The organism is Roseibium sp. AWQ4_254 (genome assembly GCF_056161025.1).
In genome coordinates this window covers 65,605-91,249 of the sequence record NZ_JBSWYH010000007.1, presented here as the reverse complement: position 1 = coordinate 91,249, position 25,645 = coordinate 65,605, and the positions used below count along the sequence as shown (strand labels likewise).

Here is a 25,645-nt window from a genome sequence, read left to right as displayed (position 1 = left end):
CAGGCTATCAGGCTGCCCGCATCCGGCCGAAAAGCTATGCTTGGTTTTCAGGCGCTGCCGTTAGGCCGTTGCGGCGGTCCGTTTGCGGCGCCGGGCAACAAGGCCGAGGCCTGCGAGTGCCGATCCGAACAGGAGCGCACTGGCCGGAAGCGGGATCGAGGCGACGAGCTGGTCATAGGTGAGCGTTCCATCCTTGAACTGGAAGCTCTCCCAGGAGGTCAGACGCAAGGTCGCGTCTCCGCCAAGGCCAAGAACCTGCAGGATCAGCGCGCCGTTATCCAGCCAGACCCCCAGAATGTCGCTGGTCAAAAGCCCCAGGAACCAGACATCATCTTCGCCTTCACCGCCGTCAAACAGCGCGCCGCCTGCGAAGAACCCGACGGGCAGGTCGAAAAAGTCGGCGTCAAAAACCAGCGAGTCGTTGCCGGTGCCGAAATCGGCGCCGCCGATGACCTTGCTGCCCTGCAGATTGATCAGCGCGTCTTCTCCGCCGCCCAGATAGAGCGCGGTGCCGCTGGTGCCTTCAAGGGTGCCGAAATTGGCAATGACCTGGCCTTGCGTGTCCGCATCATCGGTGTTGACGGCGATTGTGCCGGTAATCAGTCCCAAATTGTCAACAATAGACCCTTCCGAGCCCGGGTCGAAGTCAATGGCCGAATTGGTGGTGGAACGGATCTCACCAGTATTGAGGATATACCCGCTGTCGATATCAATCGCGTCCTGAGCTTCCAGAGAGGGATCGGCCGCCAGATCAGCTGCGGTCTGAGTGTTGGCGATCAGGCCATGGTTTTCGATCGTGGCCTTTTCACCCACCTGAACCGCATCGTCGAAGGCAAGGATCTCGCCGTAGTTGACGACTTCTGCGAAATCGCCGGCCTCAATGGCCTCGTTCGTGGACGATTGGATCACGCCGGTGGTCTCATTGGTGATTTTGGCGCCGTCCCCATTGGCGTCAATGGCCTTTTCCACGGCGGAAATGGTTCCGGCGTTTTGCACCGTCAGATCATCGCCCCCCTGAATGCCCTCATCCTGGGTTTCGATCAGTGCGCCTGCCGTGTTTTCTACGGTCAGATCCGTGCCGCTGCCCACATTGACAGCTCGGTCGTCGGTCTTGATGGTGCCGCTGTTGATGATCTGAACTTCGTTGGCGTCGCTATCGTCTTCGTTTTCGCCAACAATGCCCTGATCCTGTGCCGTGATCAGGCCGGTATTGACCACTTTCAGCTTGTTGCCGCCGACAATGGCTTCATCCCCGCCGGCAATCGTGCCGTTGTTGTTGACCGTGTTGTTCTCGTCTTTCAGCTTGATCGCGTCGTCGCCGGATGCCGTGGTGTCCAGGGTTGCACCTGTTTCGACATTCACCGTGACTTTCTTGCTGCCATCATTGAGGGCGCGCGTTTCAATGGCGTCCGGTCCGTCGAACACATCTGTGGCCGAACAGGTGACGGTATCGCCGCTGCCCGGAGACAGGTCGTCACAATCGGCATGCGCCAAACTCGCAAAAGAAAAAGGAACAGCCGCGAGCGCAACCGTCATCAAAAGACGTTTCATCAGAACCCCCAAAGTTAATAAAGTGTTTCAATAATCAGGCGAGATGACATTTATATGTCAAAATGACGATGCCGTCTGGGAGATGATGCAGCGGCAAAAATTAATTGGGACCGGGCAATTCTTGGAACGCCCGGCCGGGCTCGCCTGCCTGCCGGCAGACGCTCAAATGCTTCCAGACTGCCGCTATTGGCGAAACGGTTCCTCAGCGGGACAGCTTGTACTTTTCCGCTTCCACGACAAGCGGACCAAATGGCGCTGTGATGCTGGCCCGCAGAGGCACCAGGAAAGGCGTCTTGCCAATCTGGCCCAGCCAGATCTCCAGCGACTTGTTTTTGGCCAGTTGCTGAATGGTTTTGCGTTTCGGCCGGTGTCCGGAGACCGGTTCATAGCGGGCCCGGCAGACCAGTACCTTGCCCTTGAAACGGCCATCGCTGGTCCGGGTCTCACGCTTGCTCTTGTAGCTCAAATGCACATCATAGCGCTCCTTGCCATCATAGAGCCGGAGCGTGCGGTCGCAGCTTTCCGCGGCAAGGCCCTTGGGGGCGGGAAACACGGCCGCCGTCAACGGGTCCAGCACATTGGCCAGATGAGCGGCGGTCACCTTGACCCGCTCGTTCATCCGGTCCTGGGGGGGATTTACCGCCACCTTGTCGATTGACCCGTTCTTGAGCTGTATGGAGACCGTGCCGCTGTCATCATCGCTGGTCATCTTGAGATCATAGTCTTGCGGTGTCAGAGCGCCGCCCTCAAGGCTACCGCGCACGGTGACCGATCCCTTGCCGTTTGAAACCAGCTTGCCAAACGCTGCCGTGCCGCCCTTGGCCGAAAGGGCATAACTATCCTTGTCAAAATCGATGGTTACAGTGCCCGATCCGATGGGCAGGCCCACCGCATAGAGCTTGTATTTGATGTAAAGGTCGGCGGCCTCTGCCCGGCTGAGGCTCAGAGCAAAGGCAAAGAGGACAAGAAGGGTCGGACGCATGCGGGCTCCTCAGGTATGAGTGGCAGCGCCTCAAAGTGGCGCTGCGGATCAGAGGGCCCGATAAAGCCCGGCACCGCCTGAATGCAGCCTGAACGCCCCATTTATCTGCGGTCCAGCCTGTGCCCAGGCAAATCCGGCGGTGTGCCGGAGACCGCTTATGCGTAAGAATAGACGACTTTGCCGCCAACAACCGTGTGCAGCACCCGGCCCGAAAAGCGTGCATCCTCGAAGGGGGAGTTTTTCGAGCGGGAGCGGATCGCGCTTTTCTCCAGAACCCAGGGCCGGTCCGGATCAAACACGGCAATATCCGCCGGAGCGCCCTTGGCAAGCCGTCCAGTCTCAAGCCCGAGCCGGTCTGCAGGGTTCGCTGTCAGGGTCCCGAGCAGGGTGGTGAGGTCAACCTGGCCGGAATGATGAAGACGCAAAACCGCCGCCAGCAGTGTCTCCAGGCCGATGGCCCCGTCTTCAGCCTCCGCCCAGGGGTGCCGCTTGGTTTCCACGTCCTGCGGGTCATGGTTGGAGCAGATGATATCGATGGTGCCGTCGGCGACAGCTGCGATCATCGCCTGCCGGTCGTCTTCATCGCGCAGCGGCGGAGACATTTTGAAGAAGGTGCGGTAGGCGCCGATATCATTTTCATTGTGGGTCAGATGGTTGATCGAGAGCCCGGCCGTGATGTCGAGCCCCCGGTCTTTTCCGGTGCGCACCGCTTCTGCGCTGTCGGAGGTCGAAATCAGGTTTGCGTGGTATTTGCCCTTGGACATGCCCACAAGGCGCAGGTCCCGCTCCAGCATGATGATTTCCGCCTCGCGCGGCACGCCGGACAAACCTTTCCAGCTGGCATTCAGCCCCGCATTCATCACGCCGCCCGCCAGATCCGGGTCTTCGGTGTGGTGAATGACCAGCGCGTCGAAATCGCGGGCATAGGTCATTATACGGCGCATCACCTGGGCGTTTTTGACCGAGGCATGGCCGTTGGTGAACGCAACTGCCCCGGCTTCCTGCAACAGCCCGATTTCCGACATTTCAGACCCCTTGAGGCCCTTGGTCAGAGCGGCCAGGGGATGCACATTCACAATGGCCGTATCCCGCGCCCGGCGCAGGATGAAGTCGACCAGGGCAGGATCATCGATCACCGGATCTGTATCCGGCATGGTGCAGATCGTGGTGACGCCGCCTGCGGCCGCCGCCTGGGAGGCGCTGGCCAGGGTCTCGCGGTGCTCGGCTCCGGGCTCGCCCACCGACACGCACATGTCGATCAGGCCGGGGCAGGCAATGGCGCCCTTGCAGTCAATAATGTCGGCGCCATAGGGCGCGCCCTGGTTGGCGGCCGCCGGACCGGCTTCCAGAATGGTGCCGTCGGCAATGATGATCGAGCCAGGCGCATCCAGCCTGCGGACCGGGTCAATCACCCGGGCGTTGGACAGGACCAGAGGTTTCGGGGTGTCGAGTGCCACTTTGTCTATCCTCTGAAGCCTTAGTTGTTTGGCAGGTTGGCGGCGAGCGCCTCAAGAACCGCCATGCGCACGGCGACCCCCATTTCCACCTGTTCGCGGATCAGGCTCTGCGGACCGTCGGCGATGGAGGCGTCAATCTCCACGCCCCGGTTCATGGGCCCTGGATGCATCACCAGAACATCCTCCTTCGCGTGGGAGAGCTTGTCCGCATCAAGGCCATAGTAGTGGTAATACTCGCGCACCGAGGGAATGAAGGCCCCGTTCATGCGCTCCCGCTGGAGCCGCAGCATCATGACGATGTCCGCACCTTTCAGGCCCTCGCGCATGTCGTTGAAGACTTCGACCCCCATCTTGGCAATGCCGGAGGGCAGAAGCGTGGAGGGGGCAACCGCCCGGACCCGTGCGCCCAGGGCGTTCAGCAGGATGATGTTGGAACGGGCCACCCGGGAATGGGCAATGTCACCGCAGATCGCGACCGTCAGCCGGGCGATCTTGCCCTTGTGCCGGCGGATGGTCAGGGCATCGAGCAGGGCCTGGGTCGGGTGTTCATGCGGGCCGTCACCGGCATTGACCACGGAGCAGCCCACTTTGCGTGCCAGAAGATGCACGGCACCAGCTGCGTGGTGGCGCACCACAAGAAGATCCGGATGCATGGCGTTGAGCGTGGCAGCCGTATCGATCAGCGTTTCGCCCTTTTTTACCGAAGACTGGGACACCGCCATGTTCATGACATCCGCGCCGAGCCGCTTTCCGGCCAGCTCGAACGAGCTTTGGGTACGGGTGGAGTTTTCGAAAAAGAGGTTGATCTGGGTCCGGCCCTGCAGCACATGCTTGCGCTTGCTGATCTGCCGGGAAACCTCGACGGCTTCCTCGGCCCTGTCCAGAAGGCCCAGAATTTCATGGGGGTGAAGACCCTCTATGCCCAGCAAATGACGATGGGGAAAAGGGTTGTCTCGATGGGTGTCTGTCGCGGTCATCGAGACCATCCCTATAGGGGGAATCGGGCCGGGGCACAAGATGCGATTTTACCTTCTGCCCGCTGTCCACATCACGCATGGGAGGAGGTGCAGGTATTTGATCAAATGGACAAATTTAAGGGTGTGCCGGTGGCAGATCAGGTCAGCAGCAGCAGGGCAAGCGGCAGCGTTCCGGTGGCGGCCAGGGTCTGCAGTGTGATGATTTCCGCCATCAGTTTCGCATCGCCGCCCATTTGCCGGGACAGTAGATAGGAATTGCTGGCACAGGGCACGGCCGTGGCGATGATGATCACCGAAAGCGCGGGGCCGGTCACCCCGAACAACCAGGAAAATCCGAACGCCACAAGCGGCATCAGCACGGGACGCAGAAAGGTGCCAAGCGTGAGCGCAGGCCCCGGTTTGCGCAGGGAGTTGAGGTCGAGACCAGCGCCAACACAGATGATGCCAATGGGCAGGGCCGCGCGCGCGAAAATCTCCAGTGTATCGGCGACGGTGCCGGGCAGGGACAAACCGCTGAGATTGAACAGCACTCCTGCACCAATCGAGACGATGAACGGGTTGGTGTAAAGATCCCGCATCACCTTGGCGCCGCTGGGCGCGGTGCCGCTGGCATAGTGGGAGAGCACCAGAACGCACATGACATTCAGAACCGGGATCATGAACACGATCGCAACCGCCAGAAGGGCGAGCCCGGTCTCTCCGGCGATAGTGTTCGCCAGCGCCAGCGCGATCATGGCGTTCCAGCGCAGGGTTCCCTGAAAGATCGAGGTGAAGCGCACGGCGGGGATGTCATAGCGGCGCTCCAGCAGCGGGCGCAACAGCAGCAGCAAGCCAGTGACGGCGGCGAGCGTGCTCAACAGGGCGGCGCCCATGTCGAGGGTCGGAAAACTGGAGAAATCCGCCTGGGAGATCGTGCGGAACAGAACCGCCGGAAAAAGCACGATATAGGCGAGCTTCTCAACACCGCGCCACTGTTCGCCGGTGATCAGGCCGGTTCGGGCGATCAGGTAGCCGCAGGCAATCACAAGGATGACCGGTGCGAGGGCCGCGAGGGTGGTCAGCATCAGAGCGTGCTTTCAAACATCCAGGATCAGCGTCTGTCCAGAAACCCGAGCCGGTCGAGAAACCCTTGCAGGATGAACGCAGCGGCCATCTTGTCGACGACCTCGGCCCGCTTGGCCCGGCTGGAATCAGCCTCCAGAAGCGTGCGCGTCACAGCGGCGGTGGACAGGCGCTCATCCCAATAGGTGACCGGCAGATCGGTTTTCTGGGACAGATTGCGGGCAAAGGCCCGGGTGGCCTGGGCGCGAGGGCCTTCGCTGCCATCCATGTTGAGCGGCAGGCCCAGCACAAGCCCGCCGACGCCTTCGCGGGCGCACAGGGCCAGAAGATATTCCGCATCCAGCGTGAATTTCTTGCGCCGGATGGTTTCCATCGGTGTCGCGATGCCGCGCCCGAGATCGGACAGGGCAAGGCCAATGGTCTTGGTGCCCAGATCAAGACCGATCAAACGGCTGTTCGCGGGCAGGACTGCGACAAAATCTTCAAGGGAAAGTGCGGGATCATGTGCCATTGGCGCGCTTTATCAGGCCCCATGGAAAAAGGCCAGATCGATCTTGCGTTCAAAGCAGCCGCGGACAGGCAGCCTGCGCTTGCGGTTTCCGCTTCGGGGCCTATGCTCCGGGTCCGGTTCTGATGTTCTTCGGGAGACCCTTCATGAAACTCACCTGGTATGGCCACTCCGCTTTCAAACTGGAATTTGACAAGACGTCCATCCTGATCGACCCGTTCTTGTCGGGCAATCCATCCTTTCCGGACAGCCTGTCAGTGGAGCAGGTGGCCGAAGGCGTCACCCATGTGGTCCTGACCCATGGTCATGACGATCATATAGGGGATTCCATCGAGATTCTGCGCAAGACAGGCGCGCAGCTTACCTCCAATTTCGAGATCTGCATGTGGGCCAACCGGCAGGGTGTGGAGAATTTCAACCCAATGAACAGCGGCGGGCTTGTGGATACGGGCACGTTCAAGATCGGACTGACCCGGGCCGAACATTCGTCCTCCAAACAGGGCGACGGCGAGGCAATCTATCTTGGCAATCCGCACGGCGTCATCCTTGAAGTGCCGGGCGAGAAGGTGATCTACCATATGGGGGACACGGATATCTTCACCGACATGTCCCTGATCAACGAGATCTACCGGCCGAAAATCGGCCTGGTCCCCATTGGCGACCGGTTCACCATGGGCGGCAAGGTGGCTGCCATGGCCTGCAGCCGGTTTTTCGACTTCGACACGATTGTTCCCTGTCACTATGGAACCTTTCCGCTGCTCGACCAGAGCGCGGACACGTTTGTGTCAGCCCTCGGGGAGGATGGCAGCAAGGTGGCGGCCATTGCACCGGGCGCCGCGCTGGAGTTTTAAGCGCACCTCGCTCCAAAAGCACGGCGTGACGCCGCAGACGGACCGTTTTTCGAAGACCGGCGGGCATTTGTGCCCGCCGGTCTTTCATTTCGGGCACCCGGCCTCAAACATGGACAAAATTTAACGGACTTCAGCGGTTCATGACCAAAGTTTCACGAGAAATGGCGGCCATGCGACTTATGTGACGGTTTGATGGCGCCGGAAAGCGGGATGTTGCCGGTTGAGGGCGCGGCACAAACAGGGTGACAGCATGCGTTTGGTAAAGTCGGACAGTCTCGTTGAAACCGGCCTGAGGGCGGCAGACAATACAATCTTTGAGCAGAACAGGATCTGGGCGCGCTTTGCGAGCGAAAAGCCTGACGTCTCCGCCAGCCTGATGAGGGCCATTCGGGCATTGCATGCCAGGGTGCCGGAGGACAGGCCCTTGTCGGCCCTGTCGATCGGAGCGGGCAGTGAGCCCCAGTTCCGCATTCTCCAGGCCGGGTTTGAGCGGGGGCTTTGGCTTTATGACATTGACGGCGCGGCGCTGGCCTCCTTGAAAGAGCGGCTGGTGCGCCAGCAGCTGGACAATGTGCACCTCGTTCAGGGGGACTATTCAAAGGACTTTCTGACCTCCGAGGTTGCCCGCCAGGCGCTGGCCAGTCTTCTTGACGGGGAAAAGCAGGATCTGATCACCCTGCATCACGCCTTGTATTATGCGCCTGTGTCCACATGGCCAGACCTGATCACGGCCCTTTACGTCCATATCCTTGCTGAAAATGGCGTTATGCACATGGCTTTGATGTCAGCAAGGGAGACCAGACCGCACACGTCGACCTGGCTCTACAATCATTTCGCCGGAAAATTCTTCGGCAGCGCCACAGATCAGGATCTGTTGCAGCTCCGCCAGGACCTGAGTTTGGGCACTGCGCTCAAGGACTGCCAGATTGTCACGGAAAAGAAGGACGTGACCTTCTGGGCCGATGATTTTGAACTGTTCATGTCCGCGGTCTGGATGATCCTGCTGCACCCGCATGCCCATGAATTCAATCTGGAACAGCGTGTGGAAATCACCGAGTTCGTGATCGAGCAGTTCTGGATCCCGCAGCGCCCGCTTGTTCAGGTCCAGGACTATCTGGCCATTCACAAGCTCGGCATTGCGCCCCCAAAAGGTGCCTTTCACGGCAATTACTAGCGCAAAGGCGGGCAGGCACGGCGGGCGGTCAGAGCCGATTCAAGAAGGCCGGGGTCGGCCAGGCATCTGCGGGCATACCAAGTTTCTGCTGCATGTCCTGAACTGCCGCCCGTGTGCCTGATCCCAAAATTCCGTCGATCTTGCCAACGTCATAACCCTTGGCGCGCAGCTTCGTCTGCAGCTGTTTCATCTGTGCGTCGCTCAAGCCCTGGTCTGGATTGCCCGCATCATAGCGCGGGGCTCCGGCCAGGCGTGTTGCAAAATAGGCGGCCGAGGTCGTGTAGATGAAGGACTGGTTCCATTCCAGATAGATGTTGTAATTTGGATAGGCGAGAAAGGCCGGACCCTTGCGGCCCTGGGGCAGCAGAAGCGAAGCCTGAAGATTTGACGAAATCTGCCCCCAGCGCGGTTTGACACCGAGCGCGGCCCATTGGGCTCCTGATTTGGTCTTGCCCAGGCCGCTGTCGGCCCAGTTGAGAGACTGGGGCACACTGACTTCCTGAAGCCACGGCTCATCGCGCTTCCAGCCCAGATGCTCAATGAAGGCGCCTGCGGTGAGAATCGCATCGGGCGCACTTTGTTTCAGGCGCACATGGCCATCGCCATCGCCATCCTGGCCGAATTTGATGATATCTTCGGGAAGCATCTGAACCATCCCGATTTCACCGGCCCAGGCCCCGGTGGTGCGCTGGGGATCCAGATCCCCGTGCTGAACCATTTCGATGGCTGCGATCAGCTGCGGGCGGAACAGTTCCGGGCGGCGGCAGTCATGGGCAAGGGTTGCCAGGGCGTTGACCGTGTTAAAGTCTCCCTGGACAGCACCGTAGTCGGTTTCAAGTGCCCAGAAGGCAGTGATCACCGGGGCGGGCACCCCGTATTGCTGCTCGGTGCGCTGAAAGATACGGGCGTATTTTTTCATGTTCGCCGCACCGTTTTTCATGCGGTAGCTTGAGATGACCCGTTTGGAGAAATCCAGAAAGGTCATTTTGAAGACACCTTGGGACCGGTCCCGTGCAAGAACCTTCTTGTCGATCCGGGCGCCGGCCAGAGTCTTGTCTGCGGCGCGGGCGGACAATCCCTTGGCAACCGCTTCCTGTTTTACACCTGCCAGAAACTGCCTGAAGTCACCACCGCATTGCTGCGCCAGGGCCGCGCTCGAGGTCAGACATAGCCCGGCCGCAAGGGCCACACCAAAAAACGCGGTCGGAAGGGAGGGCGCGAAGGTTTTGCGGCGTGTCATGAATGGGTCCTGTCAGTCTCGAAATTGCTGTCAAGGAGCTCGAGGCCCCTCTCAATCGGGCACAGTTGACGTTGCTTCGCCCGCAAGGTCAACCATTGTGTTTCCTGGCGCGGCCATCATCCACCGGAGGGCTGCGAAACAAGGTTTAGAGCGAATCGCATTTCATCTGATTCGCATTTCGCTGTCTGATATCGAAGCTTTCAAAGCAAAGAGACGAAGCAGTTTGCTCCCGGATATTTACGGCATGTTTTAGTTGCAATCGCCGAAGCTGGAATCGGCTATGATCCCGCCCTCCGGTGTGCGTTTAAAAGGGGAGTTGACGCGCGCTGACGAGCGGCAGCTTGGGGATGGGGCGGGCAGAGGAGCAACGGGGCCAGCCGTGAGGCCGGAGCTTTGCTGAAGGCAAAGTTGATAGGCGGTATCATAAAGCGCTTGCCAGCCGCCCGGCAGCGATCCGAGATTGTTCAGGACGCCAAGGGCACCGCCTGCGCGGGCGCCGCGCGCAGCCCCGGAGTCACCGGGCCATTCACCGCCCAGAACCGACCCGGCCATGCCACCGGATACCGCATCACCCACCACATCCCCGCTGCCCATATGGGCGTTGGCATAATCGGTGGCGTAGATCACGCAATCGGTCCCATCCGCGTGGGCGGCGGCCGGGACCAGCATGACAAGGCTCAATAGGCCGATGCTTGCAGCGACGGTGCTCCGCTCACCCATGTCTGTTCCCCAATCCGGTTGTGCTCACTGGTCCAGCGAGACTAGGCGAGGGGACTTAACAAGCTGATACCTGCCTCACTCGCTGGCTACCTGCGGTTCGGCTTTTTCTATGTATTTCTGGCCGACAAAGCCGATCTTGTCGTTGTATCTCACCCCACACCACCAGGTGCCGCAGTCACTATAGTGGAGGATCGTGTCTTTCGGAATGACGGCAATGATCTCGCCGTCCTGGTTGCCGGTCAGGCGCATGTTGACGGCTTCAAGCGTCCGGCCTGCATTTGGATAGGCCGGGTCGGCGTTGGCAGGTGTCTGCGCTGGCGCAGCTGGGGCGGGTGCAGATTGTGAACGGACCGGGGTTGAGGGGGCCGCTTGCGCAGGCACGGGGGCTGAGGTGGCATCGTCAAGGGAAGACCGGTCCGCAAAGGCGGGGGAAGCGGCAATGTCACGCAAGACGTCAGCCGTGCGGCTTGATGGCTCTTGCGAGCGGGAATTTGACGATCCGGCCGGTTGCGCGGGCTGGACCGGCAGGGGGAAGGCCGGTGTGGTGCCGGACCGTGTCTGGGCAGCGTTTTCGGCCTCAAAGGCTGATTTGATCCGGTCTTCCGCCTTGCGCGCCCCACGGGGCGATGCCGGGCTGGGTGCAGCCTCTTCGGCTTGCGCGGCCTGAGCTGTCTGGGTGGTTGCAGCGCTCTGGGCAAAATGAACGGCCGGTCCGGACTGCGTGGTATCTGCAGGCTGGGCCGCTTTAGCCAGGGCCGCTTTTGCAGCGGCAAAGGCGGCGGCCGCACCGGACAAGGCTTCTTCAGCGCTCAGATCGCTGTTCTCCGCTTCGGACTTCAGGAAACTGCCGAGGTCCGTGGTCAGAACGGCGCCGCCAGCAAGGCCAAGGGCCAGGGTGCTGACCACCAGAAACTTGAAGCTTGGCCCACTGCCCAGCTTCGCCTTGCGCTCGCCCGCATCAAGGGCTTCGGGCCGCACCGGCACGCTTTCATATGTCTCTTCATCAGGTTGCTGAAAAACACTGGGAATATAGAACGTCTCGTCGTCGGATGGTTCGTTCAGCTTGGGCTGGCGGCGGGGAACCGGGCGCATGTCCAGCTTGTTGCTGCTCAATTGCAGGATCTTTGCTGCGAGAGCTGCCGGTTCGACCGCCTCAAGAGAGGTCTCGTCTGATTTGGTGTTGCTCAGTCCCAACGGCGGTTCGGTGTACAGAGGCGGAGGGGACCAGAGGTCTTTTGCCTTGCCCGTTTTGAGACCAGACATATTTGGTGCTGATTTGGCACGGAGTTTTTCATCCAGATCGACGGGGGTGGCTGGCGCTGAGACGGAAAACATGTGGCCCTCCTGTTTTACGGTTCGGACAGGTGATTGCGGTGACCTGTCTGGGTTACCTGCACAGTCAACGGGAGAGCTTGCATTCCAATGCGACCGGACACGGGCCGGATTGCGGCGATCCTTGGGAAATTTTATTAAAATATGTCTTGGCTGTGACTTATCCACCACAGGTTTGTCCCCGTTTGCAAATGCCTAACCTGTCTTTGCGATGCTGGACCCGGGATGGAGTGACTCGTGGTTGCGCTTTCGGGACGTGCAGCCGTAACCCTTTGGGGACAAACGGACAGATTGCAATGTTGCATACGCTTTTGCTGAAAACCGCCGGTGCCTTGTCTGCGCTCGTGATTCTGTGCCAGGGCGCGGGCGCGCAGCAGGCCCAGGAACTGAAAGTCGGCTTCATGGCGACCCTGTCCGGCCCGGCTGCCGTCTATGGCGAGCAAATGCGTGACGGCTTTATGCTGGCTGTGTCCCAGTCCCATGGGGCGTTGGGCGGGGTTCCTGCCAATGTGATTGAGGTCGATGACAAGCTGGACCCGGAATATGCGCTTGAACAGGCGACCAAACTGATCAACGAAAACGGTATTGATGTCCTGGTGGGGGTCAACTTCTCAAAGGTCATGCTCGCGATCCACGAAACGGTGGTTCGCTCCAAGACGCTGTTCATAGGTGCGGGCTCCGGTCCGGCCCCGATCGCCGGTCGCATGTGCAACCGGTATTTCTTTTCCACCGCCGCTCAGGATGATCAGGTGCACGAGACCATGGGGCGCTATGCCAGCCTCAAAGGGTATGACCAGGTCGTCACCCTCGCGCCGGATTATGAAGCCGCGCGGGATGTGATTGCCGCCTTTCGGCGCCATTTCAAGGGGCAGATCACGCGGGAAGTCTACACCAAGCTCGGACAGACGGATTTTTCAACGGAACTTAAGGAAATCGGCGCAATCGAACCGGATGCGATCTTTGCCTTCATGCCGGGCGGCATGGGGGTGGAACTGATCCGGCAGTTCCAGACCTCTGGGATGAAAGGTATTGTGCCGTTCCTGTCCACCAGAACACTGAATGCGGTCTCGCTGCCTCACACACAGGAAGCCGGAGAGGGGCTCTTTTCTGCCTCTGTTTGGGCTCCAAATCTGGACAATCCGGCCAACAAACGGTTCGTTCGCGAATTCACGCGCGCCTATGGCTATCCGCCCTCGATTTACGCAGCACAGGGATATGATGCGGCCAAGCTCATCCACTTCGCTTTGGAATTGACCGGCGGTGTGAAGGACCAGGAAGCGCTCTTGTCGGCGATCAGCGCGGCGCCTTTTGAAAGTGTCCGTGGGGATTTCCGGTTCAACTCCAACCAGTTTCCGATCCAGGATTTTTATCTGGTGGAGGGGGTGCGCCGGACCAGCAAGCTCTACGAGATGGAGGCGATTGCCCGGGTCTTTGACGATGTGGGCGATGCGTTTGCCGGCTCTTGCCGCATGTAATCCACCGCTGCAGTCAGTCTCGCCTGCAAGAGGGGCGGAAAGGCGTCCATATCCAACCCCCTTGTATTCCGGACTGGATAGTCCATATTGGGGTGTATGATAAAGCATGCCCCCAACACGTCAGCTGCCGGCAAGCGTGCCTCCGGGCCGGGCCGTCCGCGTGCCTTTGACGAAGCGGCAGCCCTTGAGGCAGCTTTGGGGGTGTTCTGGAAAAACGGTTTTGAAGCCACATCCCTTGACGACCTGACCAAGGCCATGGGCCTGAGCAGGTCAAGCTTCTATGGAACTTTTGGCAGCAAGCAGGCTTTGTTCCTGCGGGTGCTCAATCAGTACTCCAGGCGGGGCCTTGCCAATTTGAAGGATGTTGCTGACACGGCGGGCGGCGATCCGGTCGCTGCCATGATGCAGGCGTTGTCCGATCCGGAGGGCGGGCCGAAAGGCTGCATGCTGGTCAATTGCATTACGGAACTTGCTCCCCATGATGAGGAGGTGGCCGTCATTGGCCGCCGCCATCTTGAAAGTATCGAGGAGATCTTTGCCAAGGCCATCGACCCGGACGATCCCGCCAGCGTCCGCGACCGGGCGCGTGCCTTTTCCTCCCTTGCCATCGGCACTCTGGCACTCCGCAAAGCGGGCATCCCAGCCGAGCGGATCGCAGAAACCTTGAAACAGGCCAGAACCATCCTGCCGGCCTGAGACACGCCCTTTAGCTAAAGCGAAAACCAAACGGTATGAGATGTGCAGAAATTTGGACTGAATGTTCCAATAATAGGCAAGCACCAACCTTTGAAAGGAAATGAAAATGTCTGAGGCAAACTTGTTCTCCCCGGCAAAAGCCGGCGCCCTTGAGTTGAAAAACCGTATCGTCATGGCCCCCTTGACCCGCAACCGGGCCCGGCCGGAAGACGATGCCCCCTTTGAGCTGCATGCGGAGTATTATGGCCAGCGCGCTGGCGCGGGGCTGATCATCACGGAAGCGTCGCAGATTTCCCCGCAGGGAAAGGGTTATGCCTGGACCCCGGGTATCCATTCCAAGGCCCAGGTCGCAGGCTGGAAGGCGGTGACAGAGGCCGTTCACGCCAAGGGCGGCAAGATTGTCCTTCAGCTCTGGCATGTCGGCCGCGTGTCACATCCGGTGCTGCAGCCCGGTGGAGCAGACCCGGTGGCCCCGTCTGCCATTGCGGCCAGGACAAAGAGCTTTGACGGGGTCCAGTTTGTCGACACGCCAACGCCGCGCGCGCTTGATCTTGAAGAGATCCCCGGCATTGTCGGGGACTTCCGGACAGCAGCGGAAAATGCCAGGCTTGCCGGGTTTGACGGGGTTGAGGTGCATGCGGCCAATGGCTATCTGATCGACCAGTTTCTGCGGGACGGATCAAACAAGCGTGAAGATGCCTATGGCGGCTCGCTGGAAAACCGGACCCGGTTCCTGAAAGAAGTGCTGGATGCGGTGACCGGCGTCTGGGGCAGTGGCAGGGTAGGCATTCGCCTGAGCCCGTTCTCCAATGCCAACGACATTGAAGACAGTGCGCCGCAGGCAACCTTCAGCCATGTGATCAAACTGGTGAACAGCTATGGTCTTGCCTATATGCACCTGATCGAGGGCCAGACCGGCGGGCCCCGCGATCTTCCCGAAGGCGGGGATCTGGCTGCGCTTTATGCGCTGTTTGACGGGGCAAGGATGGGCAATAATGGCTATGACCGGGAGATGGCCCTTGAGGCGGTGGCAACGGGTGCGCTGGATCTTGTGGCTTTTGGCCGGCCCTTCATTTCCAATCCGGACCTTGCCGAACGGCTGGCTGCCGATGCACCGCTCAACGCGCTTGACCCCGATACGCTCTACGGCGGCGGCGCCAAGGGATACACGGACTATCCGGCGCTTGCCGAAAGCACTGAAGCGGCGGAATAGTGACGGCCGCGCCTTTCTGGATTGGCCAGCCCTGATTTGACATCAGGATGGGCAAGGCAGGAGATTAAACGATACGAAAATCCATCGTTTCAGGCTGCCCGGTATCCACATCGTCTAGTTACCTGACTCTGAAGTTGGTCACATTTCCCGGTACGTTTCGAACGAACTTCAGAGTCAAGAAGGAGACTTGCAAGTTTATGTTTCTAGTGTGATTTTCAAATTTGAAATACGCTCCGGCGGTTCCTGCCAAAAGGGGGCGTGTTTCGAGTTCACCACACCAGGCGGCTTGAAGACCAGCCGGTGCCGGGCTCTGCCCGCACCGGCTGTTTTTGCTCAAACCGACACGCTCTTTCAATTCGCGTTCCGGAGAAACGGCTGAAAAGCACGTGCGAAAATAGGGAACCGTACCGTACCGTACACTTTTTTCGGTTTCCGGCCTTTCGTTCTGGACCGAAACCTGTCACACCCCATATTCAGATTGAATTTGGGCGCGGATACCTGTTCTGGAGCGGCTTTTTGCCAGCGGCCGGAGCAGACGCGGCCCGTTGATAAAACAGGGAGAGAAAAATGCCCCCTTACCGCTCCAGAACGTCAACCCATGGCCGCAACATGGCCGGGGCCCGTGGCCTGTGGCGCGCGACCGGCATGAAGGACAATGATTTCGGCAAACCGATCATTGCCATCGCCAATTCCTTCACCCAATTTGTGCCCGGTCACGTTCACCTTAAGGATATGGGCCAGCTTGTGGCCCGCGAGGTGGAGAAGGCCGGTGGGGTGGCCAAGGAATTCAACACGATTGCAGTTGATGACGGCATCGCCATGGGCCATGACGGCATGCTCTACTCGCTGCCTTCGCGTGAAGTTATTTCCGACGCTGTGGAATATATGGTCAATGGCCATTGCGCTGACGCGATTGTGTGCATTTCCAACTGCGACAAGATCACGCCGGGCATGCTGAACGCCGCCATGCGGCTCAACATTCCGGTTGTGTTTGTGTCTGGCGGGCCGATGGAAGCGGGCAAGGTCGTTCTGGAAAACGGCGTGGAAAAATCCATCGATCTGGTGGACGCTATGGTAGCTGCCGCCGATGACCGCATGTCCGATGCAGATGTCCTGTCCATGGAGCAAAATGCCTGCCCGACCTGCGGGTCCTGTTCGGGCATGTTCACCGCCAATTCCATGAACTGCCTGACCGAAGCGCTCGGACTGGCGCTGCCGGGCAACGGGTCGACACTGGCGACCCATGCGGACCGGGAGCGCCTCTTCGTGGAGGCGGGCCATCTGATTGTGGATCTGGCCAAGCGCTACTATGAGCAGGATGACGAGAGTGTCCTGCCACGCAACATTGCCAGCTTCAAGGCGTTTGAAAATGCCATGAGCCTCGACATTTCCATGGGCGGCTCAACCAACACCATCCTGCACCTTCTGGCCGCTTCTCATGAGGGCGAAGTCGGCTTCACCATGGATGATATTGACCGCCTGTCCCGCAAGATCCCGGTTCTGTGCAAGGTCGCGCCTGCGGTGGAAAACATCCACATGGAGGATGTGCACCGGGCCGGCGGGATTTTCGGCATCCTGGGCGAGCTTGACCGCGCCGGGCTTCTTCACGCGGACGTGCCGACCGTTCATTCCGGAACGATGCGGGAAGCTCTGTCCCGATGGGATGTGCGTCAGACCAATTCGGAAAGCGTGCACACCTTCTTCAAGGCGGCCCCGGGCGGCGTGCCGACCCAGGTGGCCTTCAGCCAGTCCCGGCGCTGGGACGATCTGGACATTGACCGTTCGGCCGGGGTTATCCGCGATGCGGATCATGCTTACAGCAAGGATGGCGGTCTGGCTGTCCTGTTCGGCAACATCGCCGAGGATGGCTGCGTGGTGAAAACCGCCGGTGTGGATGATAGCATCTTGACCTTCACCGGCCCGGCGCGGATCTTCGAAAGTCAGGATAGCGCCGTTTCCGCGATCCTGACCAACAAGGTCAAGGAAGGCGATGTGGTGTTGATCCGCTATGAAGGCCCTCGCGGAGGGCCGGGCATGCAGGAAATGCTCTACCCAACCAGCTATCTGAAGTCCAAGGGGCTGGGCAAGGCCTGCGCCCTGATCACGGACGGGCGCTTCTCCGGCGGGTCCTCGGGCCTTTCCATCGGCCACATTTCCCCGGAAGCGGCCGAGGGCGGTGCAATTGGCCTGGTGGAGGAAGGCGATCTGATTGTCATCGACATTCCGAACCGGGTTCTGAAGGTGAATCTTGCCGATGACGAACTGGCCAGACGGCGTGCGGCCATGGAGGCCAGGGGCGAAGACGGCTGGAAACCGGTTGAAAAAAGAAAGCGCAAAGTGTCCAAGGCCCTTCGGGCTTATGCGCAGCTGACAACCAGCGCCTCCAAGGGCGCGGTGCGCGAGGTCGACTGATCCCCGGCGCGATCCGGGCCAAAGCTTGAGAGGCGGGAGTGATCCCGCCTTTTTGGTGGCAGACCCATTGCCCTGGCGCAGGACCGGCCCCATAACCGGCTAAGTCTTTTTCTGAGAGCAGTTGTCTTTATGGATTCCCTGACCCAATTTGTCCTCGGCGCTGCCGTCTCCACCGTCTGTCTTGGCCCAAAGATCGGCCCGCGCAAAGCGGTTCTGGTTGGCGGTTTGCTCGGAACGCTGCCGGATCTGGATGTGCTGATCCCCTTTGAAGATCCGATCGACAGCTTTGTCTATCACCGGGGCTGGTCCCATTCGCTCTTTGTCCACGCGCTGGCGGCACCTGTCATCGGAGAAGGACTCAGGCTTCTCTTCAAAGGGCTGCGAGCGCACCGGTTCCTGACCTGGGCGGCGGTGTTTCTGGTCTTGTCGACCCATGCGATGCTGGATGCGATGACCGTCTATGGAACCCGCCTGTTCTGGCCGCTTTATGCTGATCCGGTCGGGGTTGGCTCGGTGTTCATCATTGACCCGGCCTATTCCCTGCCGCTGCTTGGTGTGGTGATTTACGCGCTGTGCAAGTCCACCTGGAGCACAAGACTGCGCAGCTGGCTTACGGGCGTGCTTTTGTTTTCAACAGCCTATCTGGGCCTCAGCGCGGTGCTACAACAGGTTGTCCAGGTCAAGGCGCGTGCACTGTTTGAAGCCGAAGGCCTCGCGCCGGAGCGCATTTATGCGATCGCGGCTCCGTTCAACATCCTTTTCTGGAAAGTCATCGGCCTCAGCGATGACCGCTATGACAATCTTTATCTGTCGCTTCTGGATGGCAGTGGTGCGCCGGAAATCTACGAGCATCCACGTCACCCGGAGCTGAGTGCCTGTCTTGAGGGAACCGCGTCCTTCGCCAAGCTGGCCTGGTTCAGCCGGGGCTATTTCCGGGCGGAACAGGCCGGTGACAAGATCGTAATCTCGGATCTGCGCATGGGGCTGACGCCAAGCTATGCCTTCCGCTTCGCCATTGGCGAGATCGGCAGCAGCGGGGTCAAGGAAATTCCGCCGGAACGGGACCAGGGCCTTGGGCGGATTGACAGTGCGGACTGGGACTGGTTCTGGACGCGGCTTCGCGGGGAACCGGCCGTTCGCAAGGCCGAAGCCGGTTCCGAGCCAGGAACCACGCCCGGACGTGAGCCTGACCCCGGCAGTTCGGCAAGAGAGTCAGCACCGCCGGGTCTTGCCTGCAGGCCGGAGACCTCCAGCACCGGCTGAGGTTGGGATCCAGGAGCCTCACCCCGTCATACTTGAAAGGGAAAGACACCGCGCGGTCGTCACTCTTCGGCAGGCGGTTCGGGCAGGGGGACCAGATGGATCTCTGCCAGCAGTGCAGCCGGATCATGCACTTCCGGCACTTGCTGGCAGTCCGCGGGCGGCTCGGACATCGTATCCTGATGCGCCTTGAGGACGGCGCAGATCGGTATGGCGGCCTGCCGGGTGCCGCCAATGGCAACCGTCATGGCCTCTTGCAGCGTCCCCTCGGTTTCTTTCAGGGCCAGAGCCAGGTGTTTTGCGAACAGGGAAATGGTCCTGTCGGCGGAATAGTTGGCGCTTTGACCGGCACCTGCGGAGGAAATCAGCGCTTCGGGCCGGTTCTTGTGGTCGGCCGAATGGGCATCAAGCAGATGCATGTTCACCGCATAGGAGCCGTTCGTGTCCAGGATCAGGATCACTTCGGCAGCCGGAAGGGTGTGGAGCATGGCGGCAAAAGCCGGCGCGGAAATCCAGGTGCCATTGCTGATTGCCTGATCCGCTGTCTTCGGCTCCTGGTCGGCCCAAAGCTCCAGAACATAGCCATTTTCGGGGGCAGCCTGCGCATCATCCGGCAATCCGAGCGGCAGGTTGGCATAGATGATCAGCCGGTCTTCCGGTCCGAGGCGGTTGGCCAGTTCCGTCACCTTCCGTTTCAGAGCCGGAGCCGTGGCGCCTTCGTTGATCAGGCGGTGCAGGTCCGCGGGGGCAGTTGCCAGCCGGGGAGCCAGTGCTTCGGTGACCTTTTCCAGGCTGTTGCGGCACACTTCGGGCGCCTGGGCTTTCCAGGGGGGGCAGGTGCCGATGGCCAGAATCGTGTTTTTGAGTGGTTTGGCGGAATGCGCGTGGCCACCTGTCAGAAGGGCGCCCGCCAGAAGGATTGCCGCCAGACACGCAAACACCGCAAGCAGGCGGGATGATCTTCCTGCCTGAGCCTTGGTCCAACGGGGGGCTGCGGTCATTTTCTCTCCCGGAGATCCGGTAGGCCGGATCGTATTTCTTTTATGCGTCTGTATCTTATGCGCCCAAATCTTGGCGCCAGCCTGTGAAGGCAGAGCACATTTTTAGGATGAATTCCATAGAACGCTGTCGCGATCCGTTAATCAATGTCCTTTTGCCAAAGGGGGATCAGACCCTTTGAAACCTTCGGAACGGGAGGAAGGCCGGGTGGTTAGCCGCGCAGCTGTTTGAGCTTTTCGATGATATGCACGGTGTCGTCGGTCGGGGTGCCGGTATCCGCATTGCCAACGGCCGTGACCATCTGGATCAGGTCCGGCAATGTGTCCCGGCCGCCCAGGTTCACGGTTTTCTTGATCAGCCTGCGGATCATATCGTCCGGATTGCTGCTTTGATTGGCCAGCCATTTGGAGAATACATAAAGGTCTTCCGCATCCGCCGCCGAGAGCTGAAAGACGGTTTGCAGCTGCTCCAAAATGGCCGCCTGTTCGGCCCGGGAAATCCCTCCATCGGTTTCCGCTGTCAGAACCAGCAGGGCGGAGGCGGTCACACGGGGGTCGTCCACCCCTTCCGTTGGATGCTGATTGGCCCGCGTCCGGAACCCGAACCGGCGGGCGGCCGCCTTCACGTCCTGTGTGGCTTCAAGCACCACCCGTGTGCTGTCGGCAGCCTGCCGTGCCCGGTAAATCCAGAATGCGGCTCCCGCAGCAACGGCCAGAAGTGCCAGCAAAATGTGCAAGGGATGTCCTTTCTTTTCTGATCATGTCCGCTGACACTAGATCAGGTTGTGCCAAGGAACCATGACATTTTTCACAGTCCTAAGCTGGGCGTGCGGGTTTTGCTGGAACCAGACGGGAGATAACATTCTCGATGATCTTGTGCCCGGCTTCCTGATCCAGCGACATGATGGATTCAGGATGAAACTGAACAGCTGCAATGGCTTCGCTCTGGTGCTCCACGGCCATGACAACTCCATCCTCTGTCTCTGCCGTGACCCGCAAGCTGTCCGGCAAGGTGTCCCGCTTGGCGAACAACGAGTGATAGCGGCCAACAACCACCGGGGCATTGAGCCCCTCAAAGAGAGTGGAATTTCCAGCCAGGCTGATGGGGGAGGGTTTGCCGTGCATGGGGATGTCCAGCTGGCCAAGTTCAGCGCCGAAATATTCTGAAAGGGCCTGCAGGCCGAGGCAGACGCCGAACATCGGCAGGGCCCGCGCGCGGGCGCGCCCGATGGTGGCCGCGCAGTCAAAGTCCTTCGGATTGCCGGGGCCGGGCGAGAGAACCACCAGATCGGGCGCCACATCGTGAAACACATGATCTGCCACCGGCGTTCTGTAGGTGACCACCTCCGCGCCGGTCTGGCGGAAATAGTTGGCCAGCGTATGGACAAAACTGTCTTCGTGATCCACCAGCAGGATTTTCAGACCCTTGCCCGGTTTGGCTTCTTCCCTGGTTTCGGCGGCACGGGTCGCCAGTCCGGCCTCTCGCACAGCCGCGCGCATGGCCTCTGCCTTCAACTCTGTCTCGGCTTCTTCATCTTCCGGAATGCTGTCATAGAGCAGGGTCGCTCCAGCCCGGATCTGGGCCGTTCCGTCCTTAATTCGCACCGTTCTGAGCGTGAGGCCGGTATTCATGTCGCCATTGAACAGCACGGCGCCGATGGCCCCGCCATACCAGGCACGGGGCGATTTCTCGTGGTCCTCAATGAATTGCATGGCCCAGCGTTTCGGCGCGCCGGTCACGGTGACGGCCCAGGTATGGGAGAGGAACGCGTCCAGCGCATCCATATCCTCACGCAAAATGCCTTCGATATGGTCGACCGTGTGGATCAGGCGCGAATACATCTCGATCTGGCGGCGGCCGATCACCTTGACCGATCCGGGCACGCAAACCCGGCTCTTGTCATTGCGGTCGACATCGGAACACATGGTCAATTCGGCTTCGTCCTTGGCCGAATTGAGCAGTTTCCGGATCTGGGCTTCGTCCTCAATGGCATTCTTGCCCCGCCGGATCGTGCCGGAAATCGGGCAGGTTTCCACCCGCCGGCCGCCGGTCACCCGCACATACATTTCCGGGGAGGCGCCAACGAGATATTCGTTTTGGCCGAGATTGAAGAAGAAGGAATAGGGGGAAGGGTTGATCTGCGCGAGCCGCCGGGAGACAGCTGATGGCGGATTCGCGCAGGGTTCATAAAAGGTCTGGCCAGGCACGGTTTCAAAGAGATCGCCCCGCCGGAAATAATCCTTCGCCTTTTCAACCAGCCGGGCATATTCCCCCGGTTCGTGATCACCGCGTCCAGGGTCCCGGTTGGCGGGCGTATAGGGCTGGTTTTCGCCGGTGCGTGCCATGCCCTTTGTAGAGGTGCCGTCCACCACGAAGTCATATTCCAGCACATAGGCGCGCTTGCCGTGGTGATCGACGATCAGGATTTCGTCGGGCAGAAACAGGACCACGTCGCGCTGGTCTTCCGGGCGCTCCAGCTTCAGGTCAATCGGCTCGAACTGGAAGGCGACATCATAGCCAAAGGCCCCATAGAGCCCGAGCTGATCATCCCCGCAGGCAAACAGCTCTTTCAGCGCCCGAACAACGGAAAAGGTCGAGGGCTGGCGAGAGCGTTCCTCTTCGCGGAACGCCCGGTCCGGCTTTGTAACTGTCAGGGAAATCTGCTCCGCATCCGCTGAGAAGGTCCCAACGTCCTCAAGGGCTTCCAGCGTGCGCGCGATCACGGGAAGCAGAACCTTGCCCCGCTCATTGAGCGCACGAACAGTCACGGAGCGGTCAAAGGCTTCCAGAACCAGCGGCGGATTGACCAGGGCCATGTCCCAGCGTGTGTAGCGGCCCGGATATTCGTAGGACGAGGACAGAACCGCGCCCAGCTCGCCGTCGAGCCGGTCGATCCACTCAGACGTACCCTTGCCATAGTCGGAGGGACGCGACGTCCGCAAGATCGTGATCCCGCTTTTTGTTTCAAAAGTCTGGTCCGCCAGTGCCGGCATGGTCTTTGTGTTCCCGCTTCTGGTGGCCGCCGGGAGGGCTGGCAGCCTTTAAACCTTCAGGGCCGCCAGCGGTGTCCCGCGGCGGCCCTGATGGTTTATGTCGATCTTGTCAGAACATGAAGGATCGCAGGCCGCCTATGTCGCGCTGCGCCACCACCATGCTGCTGAAAGGATCATGCTCATGCCAAGACGCATAGCCGACTGGGCGGGGGATGGCAATGGAATTGTTGCCGGTTAGCGCATGGGGAGCTGGAGACAGGAGCTTCAGCGCCACCGGCCCGGCCGTCAGTCCGTTTTCGGGGCGTGGGTGCCTTCATCTGGAAAGGGGTTCCAATCGGAAAGACCATATTTCTTCAAAATACGGTCCAGTTCACCACTGCGGCGCAAATCGGCCATACCGTCCGAGAGGGCCTGTGCGATCTCATGGGACTGGGCCTTGGCCGGAGAGAGCGCGATGAACAGATCGTCTTCCTCAAAGGCCTTGGCCAGTCTGAACTCGCCCGATAGCCCCAGCTCATTTGCCTTGTAGGCGAAGGTATTGATGTCTTCGACCACCATGTTGAGCCGGCCGGCCAGAAGTGTCTTGATATTCTGTTCAAGGGCATGCGTACCGCCCGTCTGGACCAGCTCTGAATGGTCTTTCAATTCCCGGTCAATGTCCTCGCCATAGCTGTAGTCGATGATGACACCGACAGATTTCTGGTCCAGCGATGATGGGCCGAGATAGCGCCAAGGATCGTCCTTGCAGACAAAGAGCCCAATCCGGTATTGGCCCTGAGCCTCGCTGGGAAAGACAAATCCTTTTGCCTCTCCCGGCGTGCTGGCATAGATGCCGTCAAAATGGCCGGAGCGGGTCATCAGAAGTGCGCGGGCCCAGGTGATCTGCTCGTAGCGCAGGCGGTAGCCTCGGGGTTCCAGAATGGCCTTGGCAATTTCAATCATATAGCCGGGAGCCTTGGCATCCGGGCCGCAATTGACAGGACACCATTCATCCGCAGCGAATGTGAGGGTCTGTGCCTGTCCGGGGGCGGACAGCACAAGTGCGCCCGTGCAGGCCATCCAGATCATTGTCTTGCCAAAGGAAATCACCTGTCACCCCGTTTGCTGAGTCTGCTCATTGTATTCCGTTAGGGAAATTATTCCAGATGGCAATTTCCGGTTGGTATTGCGGCAATTGTTCGGAACTTAACGGTTTTTCGCTCTACTGCTTGACCGGGACGCGCATATACTGTTTTGCAATGCGACATATTTTGTGCATAGCAATATGCACTGGCGGTGATGAGGGGCACATGGAAGAGTACGATCTGATCGTGATCGGCAGCGGGCCGGCCGGGCGCAGGGCGGCGATTCAGGCTGCAAAATTCGGCCGCAGTGTTTTGGTTGTTGAGCGCGGGCGCAGGGTCGGCGGTGTGTCAGTCCACACCGGCACCATCCCCTCAAAGACTTTGCGCGAAACGGTGCTCAACTTGACAGGCTGGCGCGAACGGGGCTTTTACGGCAGCTCGTACCGGGTCAAACAGGACCTGACCGCCGCGGATCTCAGGGCCCGCCTGCATATCACCTTGAACCATGAAGTGGACGTTCTGGAGCATCAGTTCACCCGCAACAAGGTTGATACAGTGCGCGGGGAAGCCAGGTTCCTGGATTCGCATCAGATCGAGGTTCATGGTGAAGCAGGCGAGGTGCTGACCTACCGCGGGGACAAATTCATCATCACGGTCGGCACCCGGCCGTTCCGTCCGGACTATGTGCCCTTTGACGGCGAATATGTTCTCGACAGCGATGAAATTCTGGAGCTGACGGAGATTCCCCGCTCCATTGCCGTAATCGGTGCCGGGGTGATCGGGGTGGAATATGCCTCGATTTTCTCCGCTCTGGATGTTCATGTGACACTTGTCGAGCCGCGCGATTCCATGCTCGATTTTCTCGACAAGGAACTGGTGGCCGATTTCACCCATCAGCTCCGGGACCGGGGGATTTCCATGCGGTTCGGGGCCAAGGTTGAAAAGATCGTCAAGCACGGTCCGGCCGATTGTGAGATCTCCCTGGAAGGGGGGCGCAGCGTGCGCTCCAATGTGATCCTGTTTGCCGCCGGGCGTATGGGCGCAACGCGTTCGCTGCAGCCGCAAAATTGTGGTCTGGGCGTGGACCACAGAGGACGGCTGAAGGTTGATCCGGAAACCTTCCAGACGGAGGTTCCGCATATCTATGCCGCCGGGGATGTGATCGGCTTCCCGAGTCTCGCCTCGACCTCAATGGAACAGGGACGCATTGCGGCCTGTCAGGCCTTGGGCGAACAGGCCTATGATCCGCCGGAATATTTTCCCTATGGCATTTATGCGGTGCCGGAAATTTCCACGGTGGGCATGACCGAGGAAGAAATCCGGGAGCGCGGAATTCCCTATGAATGCGGGGTGGCCCGGTTCCGGGAAACCTCCCGGGGCCATATTATGGGCCTGGATACCGGCATGCTGAAATTGATCTTCTCGCTCAAGACACGGCGGCTGCTCGGTTGTCACATTGTCGGCGAGGGGGCGACCGAGCTGGTCCATATCGGACAGGCGGTCTTGAACCTGCGCGGCACGCTGGAATATTTCGTGGAGAACACGTTTAACTATCCGACCCTGGCCGAAGCCTACAAGATTGCGGCCCTGGATGCGTGGAACCGGATGCCGCCGCTGGCAGACTAACGGCTATCGGAAACAGCAGAAAGTGTTTCCGCTCCAGGCGCATGGCGCGATCG

The 25,645-nt window shown here is 59.9% G+C and carries 22 protein-coding genes; 8 read left to right on the top strand and 14 right to left on the bottom strand.

The features are described from left to right. Window positions 1-60: 60 nt before the first annotated feature. The 6 genes from ACXAIC_RS07120 to ruvX all read right to left on the bottom strand — a co-directional run bounded on the left by ACXAIC_RS07120 (window position 61) and on the right by ruvX (window position 6,540). A complete protein-coding gene (locus tag ACXAIC_RS07120; RefSeq protein ID WP_475175136.1) occupies window positions 61-1,551 on the bottom strand; it encodes a VPLPA-CTERM sorting domain-containing protein in 1,491 nt (496 codons plus the stop codon). 202 nt (window positions 1,552-1,753) lie between these two features. Beyond that, on the bottom strand, window positions 1,754-2,533 hold the full coding sequence (locus ACXAIC_RS07115) for a DUF3108 domain-containing protein (protein WP_475175134.1): 780 nt from the start codon (window positions 2,531-2,533) through the stop codon (window positions 1,754-1,756). 155 nt (window positions 2,534-2,688) lie between these two features. Further along, a complete protein-coding gene (locus tag ACXAIC_RS07110) occupies window positions 2,689-3,990 on the bottom strand; it encodes a dihydroorotase (RefSeq protein ID WP_475175131.1) in 1,302 nt (433 codons plus the stop codon). Between the two features lie 20 nt (window positions 3,991-4,010). Further along, window positions 4,011-4,967 carry an aspartate carbamoyltransferase catalytic subunit gene (locus ACXAIC_RS07105; protein ID WP_475175129.1) on the bottom strand — a complete coding sequence of 319 codons (957 nt, stop codon included), beginning with the start codon at window positions 4,965-4,967 and terminating at the stop codon, window positions 4,011-4,013. 137 nt (window positions 4,968-5,104) lie between these two features. Beyond that, on the bottom strand, window positions 5,105-6,031 hold the full coding sequence (locus ACXAIC_RS07100; RefSeq protein ID WP_475175126.1) for an AEC family transporter: 927 nt from the start codon (window positions 6,029-6,031) through the stop codon (window positions 5,105-5,107). A 26-nt stretch (window positions 6,032-6,057) separates the two neighbouring features. Further along, window positions 6,058-6,540 carry a Holliday junction resolvase RuvX gene (gene ruvX / locus ACXAIC_RS07095; RefSeq protein WP_475175123.1) on the bottom strand — a complete coding sequence of 161 codons (483 nt, stop codon included), beginning with the start codon at window positions 6,538-6,540 and terminating at the stop codon, window positions 6,058-6,060. A gap of 143 nt (window positions 6,541-6,683) precedes the next feature. On the opposite strand from ruvX, the gene ACXAIC_RS07090 reads away from it, so the two are divergent. Together ACXAIC_RS07090 and ACXAIC_RS07085 are read left to right on the top strand one after the other, a co-directional pair. Then, window positions 6,684-7,388: a metal-dependent hydrolase gene (locus ACXAIC_RS07090; RefSeq protein ID WP_475175120.1), complete on the top strand. Its 705-nt coding sequence runs from the start codon at window positions 6,684-6,686 to the stop codon at window positions 7,386-7,388. A 250-nt stretch (window positions 7,389-7,638) separates the two neighbouring features. Beyond that, the gene (locus ACXAIC_RS07085; RefSeq protein WP_475175117.1) at window positions 7,639-8,562 is read left to right on the top strand and encodes a hypothetical protein; all 924 of its coding nucleotides are present in this window, start codon (window positions 7,639-7,641) and stop codon (window positions 8,560-8,562) included. 28 nt (window positions 8,563-8,590) lie between these two features. Here ACXAIC_RS07085 and ACXAIC_RS07080 read toward each other — a convergent pair whose 3' ends face one another. The 3 genes from ACXAIC_RS07080 to ACXAIC_RS07070 all read right to left on the bottom strand — a co-directional run bounded on the left by ACXAIC_RS07080 (window position 8,591) and on the right by ACXAIC_RS07070 (window position 11,857). Then, complete coding sequence (locus ACXAIC_RS07080) at window positions 8,591-9,802, bottom strand: lytic murein transglycosylase (RefSeq protein ID WP_475175115.1); 1,212 nt, start codon at window positions 9,800-9,802, stop codon at window positions 8,591-8,593. A gap of 249 nt (window positions 9,803-10,051) precedes the next feature. Further along, window positions 10,052-10,522: a hypothetical protein gene (locus ACXAIC_RS07075; RefSeq protein ID WP_475175113.1), complete on the bottom strand. Its 471-nt coding sequence runs from the start codon at window positions 10,520-10,522 to the stop codon at window positions 10,052-10,054. A 75-nt stretch (window positions 10,523-10,597) separates the two neighbouring features. Further along, window positions 10,598-11,857 carry an SH3 domain-containing protein gene (locus ACXAIC_RS07070; RefSeq protein WP_475175111.1) on the bottom strand — a complete coding sequence of 420 codons (1,260 nt, stop codon included), beginning with the start codon at window positions 11,855-11,857 and terminating at the stop codon, window positions 10,598-10,600. A gap of 293 nt (window positions 11,858-12,150) precedes the next feature. Between ACXAIC_RS07070 and ACXAIC_RS07065 the strand changes: the two genes are divergently transcribed. The 5 genes from ACXAIC_RS07065 (at window position 12,151) to ACXAIC_RS07045 (ending at window position 18,913) form a co-directional block, all read left to right on the top strand. Further along, the gene (locus ACXAIC_RS07065) at window positions 12,151-13,329 is read left to right on the top strand and encodes an ABC transporter substrate-binding protein (protein WP_475175108.1); all 1,179 of its coding nucleotides are present in this window, start codon (window positions 12,151-12,153) and stop codon (window positions 13,327-13,329) included. Between the two features lie 96 nt (window positions 13,330-13,425). After that, on the top strand, window positions 13,426-14,025 hold the full coding sequence (locus ACXAIC_RS07060) for a TetR/AcrR family transcriptional regulator (RefSeq protein ID WP_475175106.1): 600 nt from the start codon (window positions 13,426-13,428) through the stop codon (window positions 14,023-14,025). Window positions 14,026-14,131: 106 nt separating this feature from the next. Further along, a complete protein-coding gene (locus tag ACXAIC_RS07055; RefSeq protein WP_475175103.1) occupies window positions 14,132-15,238 on the top strand; it encodes an alkene reductase in 1,107 nt (368 codons plus the stop codon). Window positions 15,239-15,805: 567 nt separating this feature from the next. Continuing rightward, entirely contained in the window at window positions 15,806-17,650 is a 1,845-nt protein-coding gene (gene ilvD / locus ACXAIC_RS07050) for a dihydroxy-acid dehydratase (RefSeq protein WP_475175101.1), read from the top strand. Between the two features lie 129 nt (window positions 17,651-17,779). Beyond that, window positions 17,780-18,913, top strand: a complete 1,134-nt coding sequence (locus ACXAIC_RS07045) for a metal-dependent hydrolase (RefSeq protein WP_475175099.1) — start codon at window positions 17,780-17,782, stop codon at window positions 18,911-18,913. Window positions 18,914-18,972: 59 nt separating this feature from the next. Here the strand turns inward: ACXAIC_RS07045 and ACXAIC_RS07040 are convergent, their stop codons facing one another. The 5 genes from ACXAIC_RS07040 to ACXAIC_RS07020 all read right to left on the bottom strand — a co-directional run bounded on the left by ACXAIC_RS07040 (window position 18,973) and on the right by ACXAIC_RS07020 (window position 23,991). Then, window positions 18,973-19,911 carry a hypothetical protein gene (locus ACXAIC_RS07040; RefSeq protein WP_475175096.1) on the bottom strand — a complete coding sequence of 313 codons (939 nt, stop codon included), beginning with the start codon at window positions 19,909-19,911 and terminating at the stop codon, window positions 18,973-18,975. A gap of 209 nt (window positions 19,912-20,120) precedes the next feature. Next, window positions 20,121-20,645: a TerB family tellurite resistance protein gene (locus ACXAIC_RS07035; protein WP_475175095.1), complete on the bottom strand. Its 525-nt coding sequence runs from the start codon at window positions 20,643-20,645 to the stop codon at window positions 20,121-20,123. A gap of 79 nt (window positions 20,646-20,724) precedes the next feature. Further along, window positions 20,725-22,902, bottom strand: a complete 2,178-nt coding sequence (locus ACXAIC_RS07030; protein WP_475175094.1) for an anthranilate synthase component I — start codon at window positions 22,900-22,902, stop codon at window positions 20,725-20,727. A gap of 109 nt (window positions 22,903-23,011) precedes the next feature. Next, window positions 23,012-23,176: a hypothetical protein gene (locus ACXAIC_RS07025; RefSeq protein WP_475175092.1), complete on the bottom strand. Its 165-nt coding sequence runs from the start codon at window positions 23,174-23,176 to the stop codon at window positions 23,012-23,014. Between the two features lie 11 nt (window positions 23,177-23,187). Next, the gene (locus ACXAIC_RS07020; RefSeq protein WP_475175089.1) at window positions 23,188-23,991 is read right to left on the bottom strand and encodes a substrate-binding periplasmic protein; all 804 of its coding nucleotides are present in this window, start codon (window positions 23,989-23,991) and stop codon (window positions 23,188-23,190) included. Window positions 23,992-24,191: 200 nt separating this feature from the next. On the opposite strand from ACXAIC_RS07020, the gene sthA reads away from it, so the two are divergent. Next, on the top strand, window positions 24,192-25,592 hold the full coding sequence (gene sthA, locus ACXAIC_RS07015; RefSeq protein ID WP_475175088.1) for a Si-specific NAD(P)(+) transhydrogenase: 1,401 nt from the start codon (window positions 24,192-24,194) through the stop codon (window positions 25,590-25,592). Window positions 25,593-25,645 lie beyond the last annotated feature (53 nt).